The organism is Candidatus Sodalis endolongispinus, from assembly GCF_018777395.1.
Classification (GTDB): Bacteria; Pseudomonadota; Gammaproteobacteria; order Enterobacterales; family Enterobacteriaceae; genus Sodalis_B; species Sodalis_B endolongispinus.
This window is the reverse complement of record NZ_JAFJYC010000001.1, coordinates 2,306,835-2,321,016: the sequence shown is the minus strand read 5'-3', so window position 1 is coordinate 2,321,016 and position 14,182 is coordinate 2,306,835. Positions and strand designations below refer to the sequence as shown.

Sequence of the window (14,182 nt, the reverse complement as noted above, 5' to 3'; positions counted from 1 at the left end):
CGAACCGTCAGGCGTTTAACAGATGGTTCATACGGCGGATAAACTGATTGGGATCGTCAAGCGTACCACGCTCAGCCAGCAACGCCTGATTCAGCAGCAGCTCGACCCATTCGCCAAACGCGCCATCATCCCCCATATCGGCAGTGCGTTTGACCAGCGCGTGGTCCGGATTGAGTTCAAAAATATATTTGATCTCCGGTGCGGCCTGACCGGCGGCGGCAAATAGCTTGGCCATTTGCGTCGTCATATCATCGGCGTCGGTGGTGACAACCGCAGGAGTATCGGTTAAACGGTGCGTCAGACGCACCTCTTTGACTCGCTCACCGAGATAGGTTTTCACGCGCTCAACGAACGGCTCAAGGGCTTTTTCCGCCTCTTTCTGCTCGTCGTTTTCCCCATCGGCCAGCTTATCCAGCGACGGATCGGCTTTGCTGACCGACTGGAACGTTTTGTCATCAAACTCCGTCAGATAGCTCATCATCCATTCATCGATACGATCGGAGAGCAGCAGCACTTCAATGCCCTTCTTACGCAGCAGCTCCAAATGCGGGCTGCTCTTGGCGGCAGCATAGCTGTCGGCGGTGATGTAATAGATTTTTTCCTGCCCTTCCACCCTGCGCCCGACATACTCTTCCAGCGAGACGGTCTGTGCCGGGCTGTCGCCATGGGTGGAGGCGAAGCGCAGCAGTTTGGCTACCGCTTCGCCGTTGGTAGGATCCTCTCCCGCGCCTTCTTTCAGCACCAAACCAAACTCCTGCCAAAACGATTGATACTGTTGGGCATCGTCTCTGGACAGTTTTTCCAGCATCGACAGCGCACGTTTGGTCAGAGCACCTTTCAGGTTCTGCGTCACGCGGCTGTCTTGCAAAATTTCCCGCGCCACGTTCAGCGGCAGATCGTTGGAATCAATCAGCCCCTTCACGAAGCGCAGATAATTCGGCATGAATTGTTCGGCGTCATCCATGATAAACACGCGCTGCACATACAGCTTCAGGCCGTGTTTATGCTCGCGGTTCCACATATCCCACGGCGCTTTCGCCGGGATATAGAGCAGGCTGGTGTATTCCTGTTTCCCTTCAACGCGGTTGTGGCTCCAGCTTAGCGGGTCGCTGAAATCATGGGACAGGTGCTTGTAGAATTCTTTGTATTCGTCATCGCTGATATCGGCCTTGTTGCGGGTCCACAGCGCCTGCGCTTTATTGATCTTTTCCCAGGTCACGACTTCTTCGTCGCTGCCTTCTTCTTCGCTTTTGCTACGGGTTTCGATTTCTACCGGCAGCGCGATATGGTCAGAGTATTTGCCGATAACGCTCTTGAGGCGCCAGTCGTCGAGGAAGTCGTCCTCGCCCTCGCGCAAGTGCAAGGTGATTTCCGTGCCGCGCTCCGGTTTGACGATATCGGCTATGGTGTAATCCCCCTCGCCAGCGGATTCCCAGAACACCCCTTCCTCGGGCGTCGCGCCGGCGGCACGGGTGCGGACGGTGACCTTGTCCGCCACGATAAAGGCCGAATAGAAGCCAACGCCGAATTGGCCAATAAGCTGGCTGTCTTTTAGTTGATCGGAACCCATCGATTCCAGGAACGCCTTGGTACCGGATTTGGCAATGGTACCTAGATTGTCGATCACTTCCTCGCGCCCCATGCCAATACCGTTGTCGCTAAGCGTTATGGTACGTTTTTCTTTATCGCAGGACAGGCGCACGCGTAACTCGCCGTCCCCTGCGTATAAATCCGGCTGCGACAGGGCGCGAAAACGCAATTTGTCCGCCGCATCAGAGGCGTTGGAGATAAGCTCGCGCAGGAAGATTTCTTTATTGGAATAAAGGTAATGGATCATCAGGTGAAGCAGCTGCTTGACTTCCGATTGGAATCCGCGGGTTTCTTGTCCTTTCATACTCATGTTGTACCTCAATCCAAATTGCGACCAAACAGGCGGTTAAAGACGGCAATGAAGTACAAATGGGGATAAGGGGGGGCATTTTCAAGAGAAAGGCAAAAAAAGCGTGTCCCCGGCCGGCGGACCGGCCCGAGGTGGTATCAGAATTTGATGGGATGACGGCCCGCCAGCGAGTGGGACAACGTGGTGCCGTCCACCATTTCAAGCTCGCCGCCGACCGGCACGCCATGGGCGATACGGCTGGCCATCACGCCGTAATGCGCGCACATTTCAGCGATATAGTTGGCGGTCGCCTCACCCTCCACCGTCGGGTTGGTGGCGAGGATGACCTCCTGGAGGCTTTCTCTCTCAATCCGCTCCTGCAGCCGGTCAAGACCGATATCGTCCGGGCCGATACCGTCGAGGGGCGACAGGTGCCCCATCAGCACGAAATAACGCCCGGCGAACTGGCCGGTCTGCTCAATGGCGTGAATATCCGCCGGGCTTTCCACCACGCAGATCTGCGCCGACTGCTGCCGGCGGGGATTGGCGCAAATCGTGCAAAAAGGCTGCTCGGTGAAGGTGCGGCAATCCGCACAATGGCCGATTTCCGACATCGCGCGGGTCAGCGCCTGCGCCAAGCGCATGCCGCCGCTGCGATCGCGCTGCAGTAAGTGGAAAACCATACGCTGCGCCGATTTCGGCCCGACGCCCGGCAGGCAACGCAAGGCCTCTGTTAATGCCTCCAGTAAAGGACTGGTTTGCATCAGAACGGCATTTTAAAACCAGGAGGAAGCTGCATGCCGTTGGAGACGGCAGCCATTTTTTCCTTCTGGGTTTCGGCGATACGGCGGGCGGCGTCGTTAAACGCCGCAGCGATCAGATCTTCCAGCATGTCTTTATCATCTTCCAACAGACTGTGATCGACTTCGACACGGCGGCAATTGTGCGCGCCATTGATGGTGACCTTGACCAGGCCGGCGCCCGACTCTCCCGTCACCTCCAGTTGCGCTATTTCTTCTTGCATCCGCTGCATTTTTTCCTGCATTTGCTGGGCCTGTTTCATCAGGTTGCCCATTCCGCCTTTACCAAACATAGTCTTCTCTCTTAGTTGCATCGGGCCGCACTGGCGGCATCTTGCCTCAGCGCGGCGGGTTATACGGGCCGGATGCTGTCTTCATCCAGCTCGGCGTCAAAAAAGCGTCGCAGCATCTGAATGTGCGCATCGTTCATAATCGCTTCCCGCGCCCGCATCAGTTTTTCTTCATAAATCGCCTGGCGCCATTCCAGCGGCGTTTTCATCGCCGGATTATCATCTTCCGTTACGGTTAATTCAACCGGCGCGCCCAGATCGGCGCTCAGCGCGGCGCACAGCGCGCTTTGCGCCGAGGACGAGTTTAGGTGACGCTGCGAGGCGCGCAGGTGCAAACAGACTTTGCCCGGCGCCAAATCCTCTTTCCAGGCGTTCAGCGCCAGCTGCTGCACCAGTTTGGGCACCGCCAGCCGGTTCACCTGCGCCGCCCAAGGGTCGCGCTTCAGCGACTCTTCCGCCAGATACAGCACCAGTTCCGGCGTTTTTTCATGCTCCAGCGCCGTGCGCAGCGCCTCGGGGGTGGTCACCGGCTCCGGGGCGGCCTCTGGCTGTTGACTGGCACGCCAGCGGTAGGCCTCCGGCCGCGGCGTGTGCACCGGCTCTTCCCGCCCGGCGGCGGGTTGGCGCTGCTGTACGCGCTCACCGACAGTAGCCAGCCGTTCCAGCGCGCTGACGGCAGTTTTCTGGCGCGCCGGCGCCGGGTCATACTTTTTTGTTTTTTGGCTCTCCTGACGCTTCATCAGGTCGGTTCGGGCCTGTAAGAGCTGGGCGGTCGCCGCCGGCAACGGGCTATCCCCTGCAGAAGTCGGCACGGACGGTGCCAGCGGCTGGTCATTTTCCGGCGTCAACGTGCCGTCCTGCCAATAGCCCTGCGCTTCGTCATCATCGAAGCCACTGGCGGCGTAGGCCTGCATCAAACTTTCTTCCGCGCTATCGACCACACTGGACCGGCCGGCGCCCGGTAGAGACGATCTCTGCTCACCGGTCAACAGTCCTATCGCCGGGGACGCGCTGGCGCTACGCCCGCCATCAGCGGCGGAGGCAGGCCCTGGCGTCGCCGGTACGGCAGCGTCACCGTCGGCAGACATGGCCGCCGTGGGGTGCTGGCCGATGGCGTCAACGTCGACAGACATAGCCGCAGAAGGATGCTGGCCAATGGCGTCACCGTCGGCAGACATAGCCGCAGAAGGATGCTGGCCGATGGCGTCACCCTCGGCAGACACGGCCGCCGTGGGGTGCTGGCCGATGGCGTCAACGTCGGCAGACATGGCCACCGTGGGGTGCTGGCCGATGGCGTCAACCTCGGCAGAGGCGAAAGTCTCGGGCACGCCACGCGCAGACGCAGCATTTGCGCCGGCGCGCCGGGCATTTTCAAGTGCTAATCGCGCCGGTGCGAACCGGGGGGCGCCGGGGTGTGATCCTACCGACGAGTCAGAAGCGACGCCCGCGTCAACGCCCGCATGCGCCTTTGCCGGCCGGTCAGGCGCCGCGGCCTTACCGTCGCCCGCATGAAGGACCGTCTGCCTGTCAGACCTCGCGACCTTGCCGTCCCCACCATCAACTCCCCCCGGAAGGCCAGACGCCACCAGCGGGTTAACCCCAGGGGCAAACGCCTGCCCGCCTTGAACGTCGCGGGAAGATCCAACGCCGGCGGCCGGGGCCAGGGCCGGCGCCGGGGCACCGGATGCTATGGCCGCACCGGCGGGCGGGCTAATGTGGCGGGCGTCAACGCTAAATTCAGCCGTTTTTTTTTCCGCGTTGGCCGGTAGGGCCGTCGTCTCTAGCGTGGCGGGATGGAACGCCAGTGCACGCAGCAGCGTCATTTCAACCCCCATCCGGGGATCCGGCGCAAAAGGTATCTCTTTGCGTCCGATAAGCAAAGTCTGGTAATAGAGCTGCAGATCGGCCGGCGGCAGACGCCGGGCCAAGTCCCGCAAACGCGGCACGCTGGCCGAGTCTTCCTCATCGTTCAATTGGTCCGGCAACAGCTGGCCAAGCGCGAGACGGTGCAGTAAAGAAAGCATCTCGACAAGCAGAGTTTTCCAATCCATACCCAGGGCGGCACATTGCGCAAGCTGCGCCATCATCGCGCCGCCGTCGGCGTCGGCCAGTGCTTCGATAAGCGCCAGCGGCTGTTCGGTGTTAAGCGTACCGAGCATCAGGCGTACCGCATCGTCGTTCACCTCCCCCTGCCCCATGGCAATAGCCTGATCGGTCAGGCTGAGGGCGTCCCGCAGGCTGCCGTCGGCGGCTCGGGCCAGCAACTGCAGCGCGCGCTGCGAGGCGACGATATGTTCCTGCTGCAACACTGATGACAGCTGGTTGCGGATCTGCTCAACGTCGAGCGCCTTCAAATGGAATTGTAAACAACGGGAAAGAATGGTCACCGGCAGCTTTTGCGGATCGGTGGTGGCCAATAAAAACTTGACGTGCGCCGGCGGCTCTTCCAGCGTTTTGAGTAACGCGTTGAAGCTGTGGCGGGACAGCATATGCACTTCATCGATCAGATACACCTTGAAGCGGCCGCGCGCCGGAGCGTACTGCACGTTGTCCAGTAGTTCACGGGTGTCTTCGACTTTAGTGCGTGACGCGGCATCGATTTCGATCAGATCGACAAAACGACCCTGTTCAATTTCCCGGCAGTTATCGCACTGGCCGCAGGGCGTGGCCGTGATACCGGTTTCGCAATTCAACCCTTTCGCCAGCAGACGGGCAATAGTGGTTTTACCCACGCCGCGGGTGCCGGATAAAAGATAGGCATGATGGATCCTGCCCAATGATAGGCCGTTCGCCAGCGCCGTCAGGACATGCTCCTGACCTACTACATCGGCAAATGTTTGCGGACGCCACTTACGGGCAAGAACCTGATAGCTCATGAGTCGCGATTTACGTCGGAGGAACAGAGGGCCATGCTAACACAGCCCCGCACCGCAGCGCGAGGCTGTTGTCATTAGTGGCCGGGGAAGAGTACCAGGCTATAACAGGCAACGCCGATACTGTCGAGAAGCGTTTCACCACCGAGGTCGGCCAAATTGATAACGAAGGCCGCATCCTGCACCTCGCCGCCGAGCCGCCGGATCAATTTCACCGTGGCGCCGATAGTCCCCCCGGTGGCCAGCAGATCGTCCACCACCAGCACTTTATCGCCGGGAACAATCGCATCTTGATGAATCTCGAGGCTGTCGGTGCCATACTCCAGCGCGTAGCTTTCACTGATGGTTTCACGCGGCAGCTTGCCGGGCTTGCGTACCGGAACAAACCCCAGCCCCAACGCCTGCGCGACCGGTGCGCCGAACAGAAACCCGCGCGCTCGGTACCGACGATTTTCGTCAGTCCTGCGTCGCGATAACGTTCGGCCAGCAGCGCAATGCTGGTGGCATAGGCGTGCGTATCTTCGAGCAGGCTGGTGATATCGCGAAACAGAATGCCGGGTTTCGGATAATCTGGAACCGATTTAATGCTCTGTTTGATTAATGCTAATTGTTGTTCCGTAGCGGTCATAATAGGGATGCCTGGAAAAGCCTCAATTCATCATCAACGCGGATCCTGTCATGGCTGAAACAAGACTGACCGCGCACGAAAGCGCCCAAATCTATGCAAACTGCCGCAAAAATGCAACCGCCCACCAACGCAGACAAAGCAAATTATTGACGTGGCGCAAGCTGCGCCGCTGGGTGACCTGCGTTAATGCTGTGCATCACTGAAAACGACGGGGTATTATCATAAAAGTCGACTCCGATGTCATTCTTTACAGGTAAATGACGTGCACGCATCCCAACTGATCACCGTTCTTGACGGTCAACTTAACGATTTAGCCGCACGCATCGACGCCCAGGGACACACTCTGGTGCGGCAATCCCGTTTCGACCCTCTGGTGTTTAGCACGCGCGGCAACCGGCTTGGGGACTACCTGTCCGAGAGCCGCGCAACGCTTTCGCATTTGACCAGCGCGGTGGAGCAAGGCCGTACCGAGCGCGTGGCCTGGCTGGCACAGCGACTAACCGACCAGATGTTGGCGCTGACACGCGAGCTGGCGACGCAAAAGTTGCGCCAGGAGCGTCCTTCCACCGCGTCGGCGGAGGATGTTTACGCCCGCCTTGCCGAGTGTCAAGACTACGAGCGGCGGCTGCTGGCAATGATCCGCGACCGCGATAGCCTGCGCAGCGCCGCGGATGGCCTGCCCCGCGCTCGGCGGTTGCAGCAGGAAATCGCCGCGCTGGAAGGACGTCTGATGCGGTGCCGGCAGGCGTTGACCCGGCTCGAATACCAGATAGAGCGGCGCGAGAGTGGCGAATAAGCAAAAATAATTTGTCCGGTGGCACAAATTGGTTATCTATTCATTCTTTATAGTGTAAATAATATCATATATACTTAAGTTTACAGCCTGAGTTGTGCAGGATAGCGAGGTGACCCTCGAACACGAATCCCCCGAAATCAAATTGGCGATCGATTTGATTATACTGCTCGAAAAGAATGATCTAGCACCGGAGCTGGCGGCGCTGGAAATCGTCAAAAATGATTACTTGCGCAAAGCGGACACAGGGGAGTAACCGTTTTCAGGCCCTGCCTTCGCAGAGCGTCAGGCAGACCGTGGCGCGTCGTGTTGCCCACAGCGCAACATCGGACTCATGCGCAGCATGTCGATGAGTCCGAATACCAAGGTGCGCGACTCGGATTGCAGATCGAAGCTTTCCGGAGTGAACAGCCAGTTTTCCATGAGACCGGTCATGTAAGCGCGCGACATGATCGCCGCACGCCGGCAGTGCAGCGTTGCGGGCAATTGCTGTTGTTCGATGCAGCGGCCGAGCGTCACTTCCAGCCGGTCGTAGCATTCATCGAATAATTGCGATCGCACTTCCTGGTAAAGCGCCATTTCACCCACGAATTCGCATTTATGAAACAATATTTCCATAAGCTCACGCCACTGGCGGTTCGATACGGTAGCGTCAAGAATGTAAATCATTGTCTCGGTTAACACATAAAGTGGATTGTCTGGATATTTTGTTTGATACTCTGTTTCAAAAACTTGGATCTTACTGTCAGCCGTGTGAAGTATTTCATTGAATAACTCGGCTTTATTTTTGAAGTGCCAATAAATCGCGCCGCGCGTTACCCCGGCCAATGCCGCGATATCATTGAGTGATGTGGCGGATACCCCTCTCTCTAAGAAGGCCTTGATGGCGGCGTCCAGTATATGCTGGCGGGTTTCCTGAGCCTGTCGTTTGGTTTTTCGTGCCATAGTGCCGTTATAGCGTGGTCTTTGGATTTACATACATTCAAGAATGTATGTAACATAGCATAACGAAAAATGTAACGCAGCACTGTCTTTGGGGCTTGTGATCACTTGATCAATTTTTTCAAATCGTAATCTTGGGGTTTATCTATGAACAAAAACAGAGGGCTATTGCCTCTGGCGGCCGTTCTGATGCTTTCCGGCAGTTTTATTCTCGCAGGCTGTGATAATAAAGAAGCCGGGCATGCAGGAAATCAGCAGCAGGCTCCAGAAGTAGGCGTTGTGACGCTAAAAAAACAAGCGCTTAATGTCACCACCGACTTACCGGGCCGTACAGCCGCTTTTCGTATCGCGGAAGTCCGCCCGCAGGTCGATGGTATTATCCTGAAACGTAACTTTGTTGAAGGCAGCGATGTCACGGCAGGCGTGTCTTTGTATCAGATTGATCCTGCGACCTATCAGGCCGCCTATAACAGCGCTAAGGGCGATCTGGCGCAGGCGAATGCCGGCATTGCACGCGTAACCGTAAACCGGTACAAAAAACTACTTTCCACCAATTATGTTAGCCGCCAGGACTATGATCAGGCGGTGGCTACCCTCGCGCAAAATGATGCCGCCGTGCAGGCAGCTCAGGCCGCACTGTAAACCGCCCGCATCAATCTCTCCTATACCCGCGTCACCTCCCCGATAAGCGGCCGCATCGGCAAATCCGCCTTTACTGAAGGCGCTTTGGTCACCAGCGCGCAAACCACCGCTATGGCGACCGTGCAACAGTTGGACCCGATGTATGTCGACGTGACTCAATCAAGCAACGACTTTATGCGTCTGCGCCAGGAGTTGGAAAACGGCACGCTGAAACAGCGTGACGGTAAAGCAACGGTGCGCCTGCTAATGGAAAACGGCGGCGAATTCGCGCAGACCGTGACGCTGGAATTTTCCGACGTTACGGTGGATGAAACCACGGGTTCTATTACGCTACGCGCTATTTTCCCTAATCCGCAACATACCTTGTTGCCGGGTATGTTTGTGCGCGCCAAATTGGATCAGGGCGTCAATGAAAACGCTTTACTCGTGCCTCAACATGGCGTCACCCACACGCCCCGCGGCGAAGCGAGCGCCATGGTGGTCGATAGCAACAGTAAGGTTGCCCTCCGCCAGATCACGGCGCCGCAAGCCATTGGCGATAAATGGTTTGTCACCGCCGGGTTACAGGAAGGCGACAAGGTCATTGTCGCCGGCGTGCAAAAGGTGAAACCCGGCATGCAGGTCACGCCCAAAGAGGTGACCGACCAGGAAAAACAACCGGAACAACCGCAGCTTGACACCGCCAGCAAGTCTTAACAGGAACGGGTAACCCTTATGTCTAAGTACTTTATCGATCGGCCCATATTCGCATGGGTGATTGCCATTATCATCATGCTGGCGGGGGCGCTGTCGATACTTAAGCTGCCCATCGAACAGTATCCGGCTATCGCGCCGCCGACGATCCGCGTCACCGCTACCTATCCCGGCGCGGACGCCTCAACGTTGCAAGACAGCGTGACGCAGATAGTCGAGCAGAATATGAACGGCATCGACCATTTGATGTATATGGCGTCCGATAGCGACTCGTCCGGGACCGCGACCATCACGCTGACCTTTGAGTCGGGTGCCGATCCGGATATCGCCCAGGTTCAGGTGCAAAACAAACTTCAGCTGGCGATGCCGCTGCTGCCGCAAGAAGTTCAGCAACAGGGTGTCCAGGTGCAGAAATCCAGCGCCAGCTTCCTCATGGTCGCCGGTTTTATCAGCGATGATAAAAACATGACTCAGGAAGATATCGCGGATTATGTCGGCTCCTCGCTGAAAGATCCCATTAGCCGTACCAACGGTGTGGGCGAAGTGAAGCTGTTCGGCGCCCAGTATGCGATGCGTATCTGGCTCGATCCTAATAAGCTCAACAACTTCCAGTTAACGCCGGTGGATATCATCAGTGCGCTGGAAGTCCAGAACAACCAAATCGACGCCGGCCATCTGGGGGGATCGCCGCCGGTGAAGGGGCAACAGCTTAACGCGTCGATTATCGTGTAGACCCGGCTGAAGACGACCGAGGAATTCGGCAAAATTCAGCTGAAGGTCAATCCCGATGGTTCGCAGGTACGGCTGAAGGGTGTGGCGACTATTGCACTAGGCGGTGAAAGTTACGACATCATCGCCCGCATCAATGGCCAGCCCGCCACCGGTCTGGGGATCAAGCTCGCCACCGGCGCCAATGCGCTGGATACCGCTAACGCGGTCAAAACGGAGCTGGGGCGGCTGCAGGCTAACTTCCCCGCCGGTCTGAAAGTGGTTTACCCCTACGACACCACACCGTTCGTGAAGATTTCCATTACCGAGGTGGTAAAAACCCTGGTGGAAGCCATCATCCTGGTGTTCCTGGTAATGTATCTGTTCTTGCAAAATTTCCGCGCTACGCTTATCCCGACTATCGCGGTGCCGGTGGTATTGCTGGGGACCTTCGCCATTCTGGGGGCATTTGGCTATACCATTAACACTCTGACGATATTCGCCTGCGTGCTGGCTATCGGGCTGTTGGTGGATGACGCCATCGTGGTGGTGGAAAACGTCGAGCGCGTTATGGCCGAGGAGGGACTCAGTCCCATTGAAGCCACGCGAAAATAGATGTGCCAGATCCAGGGCGCCCTGGTGGGGATCGCGCTGGTGCTGTCCGCCGTGTTTGTACCGATGGCGTTTTTCGGCGGTTCAACCGGTGCCATTTACCGCCAGTTCTCCATAAGCATTGTGTCGGCAATGATCCTGTCGGTTATTGTGGCACTGGTGCTGACCCCGGCGCTGTGCGCCACCATGCTTAAGCCCATCAAGAAAGGCGACCACTGCAAAACCACCGGCTTTTTCGGCTGGTTTAATAAAAAGTTTGATCAAAGTACCCATCACCGACAGCATCGGCCACATTCTGAATAGCACCGGCCGCTATCTGCTGATTTATCTGCTGATTGTGGTCGGCATGGCGTTGCTGTTTATCCGCCTGCCCACCTCGTTCTTGCCGGATGAGGATCAGGGGGTCTTCCTGACGATGACCTTACTGCCGGCGGGTGCGACGCAGGAACGCACCCAACATGTGCTGGATGAAGTGACCCAGTATTATCTTGACAACGAGAAAGACAATGTCAGATCGGTGTTCACCGTTAACGGGTTCGGTTTCGCCGGACGCGGGCAGAACTCCGGTATCGTGTTCGTCAGCCTTAAAGACTGGGGCGAGCGTTCCGGGGCTGAAAATAAGGTCCCTGCAATAACCGCCCGTGCCAATCAGGCATTCTCGAAGATCAAGGACGGTATCGTGCTGGCGTTCAACCTGCCGGCGATCGTCGAGCTGGGGACCGCGACCGGTTTCGACTTTGAACTGATCGATGAGAATAACCTGGGACATGAACAACTGACCGCCGCGCGCAACCAGTTGCTGGGGATGGTGGCGCAGCATCCTGATGTGTTGCAGGGCGTTCGCCCGAACGGTCTGGAGGATACGCCCGAGTACAAGCTGGATGTCGATCACGAGAAAGCGGAAGCGCTAGGTGTTTCGCTGTCGGATATCAACACCACCATCGGTGCGGCGCTCGGCGGCAGCTACGTCAATGACTTCATCGACCGCGGTCGCGTGAAAAAAGTCTATGTGCAGGGTGAAGCGCCCTACCGTATGCTGCCGCAGGATATCAATAACTGGTACGTACGCGGTTCGGATAACCAAATGGTGCCCCTCTCGGCGGTGACCACCGCACGCTGGCAATACGGTTCACCCCGTCTGGAGCGTTATAACGGGTTGCCGTCAATGGAAATCCAGGGGGAAGCCGCGCCCGGTAAAAGTACCGGTGAAGCCATGTCATTAATGGAACAACTGGCGGGCAAACTGCCGACGGGAACCGGTTACGACTGGACAGGCATGTCCTATCAGGAACGGTTGTCCGGCAACCAGGCGCTGTATGCGATATCGCTTATCGTGGTGTTCTTGTGTCTGGCGGCGCTGTATGAGAGCAGGTCTATCCCGTTCTCGGTCATGCTGGTAGTGCCGTTGGGGGTGATTGGCGCCCTGCTGGCGGAAACGCTGCGCGGTCTGAACAATGACGTCTACTTCCAGGTCGGTCTGCTGACCACCATCGGGCTATCGGCCAAGAACGCGATATTAATCGTGGAATTTGCCAAAGATCTGATGGAGAAAGAAGGTAAAGGATTAGTGGAAGCCACGCTGGAAGCGGTACGTATGCGTTTACGGCCGATTTTGATGACGTCGCTCTCCTTTATCCTCGGCGTACTGCCGCTGGCGACCAGCACCGGCGCCGGCTCCGGCTCGCAAAATGCGGTCGGTACCGGCGTGATGGGCGGGATGGTTACCGCTACCCTGCTGGCGATTTTCTTTGTACCAGTGTTCTTTGTGGTGGTGCGCCGCCGCTTCGGTAAAAAAGGCCATCAGGACGAGCTGGAGCATGGACATCCGGTGGAAAACCCGCCGCCGCGGCCGTAAAGACGCGACGTCGTTGTTCCCCCTTCAAGGGCCGCTATGCGGCCCTTTTTTTATCTCCGACGGCGTAAAGCGCCTCCTCCTTGACCGGCAATTGTATAATGTCTCTTCTAGCGCTATAATTCGTATGTTATAATATAGCAATCAGGAGAGGCATGATGAAACCCGCTATTACCCCCCTTATCGCCAGGTGGTTTTTCACGACACCACGGCCAATGTCTGGTTCAAGGTGGGTTCTACCATCGTCACTATCCGTTCCGTGGAATACGAGGGAGAAACCTACCCCTACGTTACCCTGGAGGTATCCAGCGCGTCGCACACTTATTACACCGGGAAGCAGCGCACGGTGGCCAAAGACGGCAGCACCGCACGCTTTAACCAACGCTTTGGCCGTTTCCTCGGTCAACCGTCATAACATAACCATCAGGACATGCCAAAGATGCAGGTATTAAGTTCACTCGCGAGTGCCAAAACACGTCATCCAGATTGTAAGGTGGTGCACCGCCGCGGGCGTGTGTACGTCATTTGCAAATCGAATCCGCGCTTCAAGGCGGTACAGGGACGTAAAAAAAGCCGCTGACAAATAAGGCGAATTTTCGCAGGTGCTGAAAGAGAAAGTCAGCGCTTGGCGGCGCCGAAGGGGATACCTTCGGCGCTTTTTATTTGTCGCCGTCAGGCAGCGACACGCCCTAAGCCCGATCGTTGTAAGGGTAATGCGGGGATTTACGCATATTTGTAAACAAATATTGTAATTGAGTGAATAAGAAGAAAACACTCTTTTATTTATCCGACATGTCTGCTAATTTTAAAGTATCCATCGCGCGTCAGCACTGTATAATGTTATTTCAGCCGTACTGTTTCATTCCGCACCAGCGCACCGGCAATGAGAGAACGCTGAGACCCCAATCCCAACGCTGTTTACCTGAGCTTTGTCGTCATGGCAGGCTATGGCTCAGGGACTGTAAGTTAATGTAAGCAAGGGATGCTAAATCGCCTAAAATATCCTATCTTTAATCTGGAATGGTCGAATTGCGAAGTGGGTATCGATCCATGTCCCCAGCCGGGTTTTAAGATTACTGCAATTGCTATGTGTTAGGAGGGCTGATATGGATGAGTATTCACCCAAACGCTACGATATTGCGCAATTGAAATACCTGTGTGAAAATCTCTATGATGAAGGCATTGCCAGTCTGGGCGACAGCTATCATGGTTGGGTAAATGACCCGAGTTCCGCCGTCAATTTGCAGCTTAACGAATTAATTGAGCACATAGCGGCGAATATTGTCATCTTCAAACTTAAATACCATAATGAAAGTGAGCTTACCGATCAGGTTGAAACCTTTTTAGACGATACTTTTACCCTGTTCAGTAGCTATGGCATCAATAATTACGATATCCAGCGCTGGCGGCGTAGCCGCAGGCGTTTATTCGGAACATTCTCGGATACAGAGCTCTGTACAACCTGAGAAA

At 56.5% G+C, this 14,182-nt stretch carries 9 protein-coding genes and 5 pseudogenes; 7 read left to right on the top strand and 7 right to left on the bottom strand.

Features of this window, described 5'->3' with window-relative positions; translation table 11 throughout:
• Positions 1 to 7: 7 nt before the first annotated feature.
• The 6 genes and pseudogenes from htpG to apt all read right to left on the bottom strand — a co-directional run bounded on the left by htpG (position 8) and on the right by apt (position 6,470).
• Entirely contained in the window at positions 8 to 1,894 is a 1,887-nt protein-coding gene (htpG, locus tag JZM24_RS11195; protein WP_215669680.1) for a molecular chaperone HtpG, read from the bottom strand.
• A gap of 143 nt (positions 1,895 to 2,037) precedes the next feature.
• On the bottom strand, positions 2,038 to 2,643 hold the full coding sequence (gene recR / locus JZM24_RS11190; protein WP_215669679.1) for a recombination mediator RecR: 606 nt from the start codon (positions 2,641 to 2,643) through the stop codon (positions 2,038 to 2,040).
• Positions 2,643 to 2,972, bottom strand: coding sequence for a YbaB/EbfC family nucleoid-associated protein (locus tag JZM24_RS11185; protein WP_215669678.1), 330 nt, complete (start codon positions 2,970 to 2,972; stop codon positions 2,643 to 2,645). The genes recR and JZM24_RS11185 overlap by 1 nt, the downstream gene beginning before the upstream one ends.
• A 59-nt stretch (positions 2,973 to 3,031) precedes the next feature.
• A pseudogene (locus JZM24_RS19450) lies at positions 3,032 to 3,796 on the bottom strand (DNA polymerase III subunit gamma/tau C-terminal domain-containing protein); the annotation flags it as partial.
• A gap of 963 nt (positions 3,797 to 4,759) precedes the next feature.
• Positions 4,760 to 5,845: pseudogene (dnaX, locus tag JZM24_RS19445) on the bottom strand (DNA polymerase III subunit gamma/tau); the annotation flags it as partial.
• A 74-nt stretch (positions 5,846 to 5,919) separates the two neighbouring features.
• Positions 5,920 to 6,470: pseudogene (apt, locus tag JZM24_RS11170) on the bottom strand (adenine phosphoribosyltransferase).
• Positions 6,471 to 6,732: 262 nt separating this feature from the next.
• Between apt and priC the strand changes: the two are divergent.
• The gene (gene priC / locus JZM24_RS11165) at positions 6,733 to 7,266 is read left to right on the top strand and encodes a primosomal replication protein PriC (RefSeq protein ID WP_215669677.1); all 534 of its coding nucleotides are present in this window, start codon (positions 6,733 to 6,735) and stop codon (positions 7,264 to 7,266) included.
• A 109-nt stretch (positions 7,267 to 7,375) separates the two neighbouring features.
• Complete coding sequence (locus tag JZM24_RS11160) at positions 7,376 to 7,519, top strand: DUF2496 domain-containing protein (RefSeq protein ID WP_215669676.1); 144 nt, start codon at positions 7,376 to 7,378, stop codon at positions 7,517 to 7,519.
• 29 nt (positions 7,520 to 7,548) lie between these two features.
• Here JZM24_RS11160 and acrR read toward each other — a convergent pair whose 3' ends face one another.
• On the bottom strand, positions 7,549 to 8,208 hold the full coding sequence (acrR, locus tag JZM24_RS11155) for a multidrug efflux transporter transcriptional repressor AcrR (RefSeq protein ID WP_215669675.1): 660 nt from the start codon (positions 8,206 to 8,208) through the stop codon (positions 7,549 to 7,551).
• Positions 8,209 to 8,352: 144 nt separating this feature from the next.
• On the opposite strand from acrR, the pseudogene JZM24_RS11150 reads away from it, so the two are divergent.
• From JZM24_RS11150 to tomB, 5 genes and pseudogenes are all read left to right on the top strand, one after another.
• Positions 8,353 to 9,543, top strand: a pseudogene (locus JZM24_RS11150) (efflux RND transporter periplasmic adaptor subunit).
• 18 nt (positions 9,544 to 9,561) lie between these two features.
• Positions 9,562 to 12,715, top strand: a pseudogene (locus tag JZM24_RS11145) (efflux RND transporter permease subunit).
• Between the two features lie 187 nt (positions 12,716 to 12,902).
• Positions 12,903 to 13,127: a 50S ribosomal protein L31 gene (gene rpmE, locus JZM24_RS11140; protein ID WP_215669674.1), complete on the top strand. Its 225-nt coding sequence runs from the start codon at positions 12,903 to 12,905 to the stop codon at positions 13,125 to 13,127.
• 24 nt (positions 13,128 to 13,151) lie between these two features.
• Positions 13,152 to 13,292 carry a type B 50S ribosomal protein L36 gene (ykgO, locus tag JZM24_RS11135; RefSeq protein ID WP_215669673.1) on the top strand — a complete coding sequence of 47 codons (141 nt, stop codon included), beginning with the start codon at positions 13,152 to 13,154 and terminating at the stop codon, positions 13,290 to 13,292.
• A 526-nt stretch (positions 13,293 to 13,818) separates the two neighbouring features.
• On the top strand, positions 13,819 to 14,178 hold the full coding sequence (tomB, locus tag JZM24_RS11130) for an Hha toxicity modulator TomB (protein ID WP_215669672.1): 360 nt from the start codon (positions 13,819 to 13,821) through the stop codon (positions 14,176 to 14,178).
• The last annotated feature ends 4 nt before the right edge of the window (positions 14,179 to 14,182 follow it).

Excerpts from the sequence above, each read along its gene's own strand:
- htpG (WP_215669680.1), bottom strand. The coding sequence starts at position 1,894 with ATGAAAGGACAAGAAACCCGCGGATTCCAATCGGAAGTCAAGCAGCTG.
- recR (WP_215669679.1), bottom strand. The coding sequence starts at position 2,643 with ATGCAAACCAGTCCTTTACTGGAGGCATTAACAGAGGCCTTGCGTTGC.
- JZM24_RS11185 (WP_215669678.1), bottom strand. The coding sequence starts at position 2,972 with ATGTTTGGTAAAGGCGGAATGGGCAACCTGATGAAACAGGCCCAGCAA.
- acrR (WP_215669675.1), bottom strand. The coding sequence starts at position 8,208 with ATGGCACGAAAAACCAAACGACAGGCTCAGGAAACCCGCCAGCATATA.
- ykgO (WP_215669673.1), top strand. The coding sequence starts at position 13,152 with ATGCAGGTATTAAGTTCACTCGCGAGTGCCAAAACACGTCATCCAGAT.
- tomB (WP_215669672.1), top strand. The coding sequence starts at position 13,819 with ATGGATGAGTATTCACCCAAACGCTACGATATTGCGCAATTGAAATAC.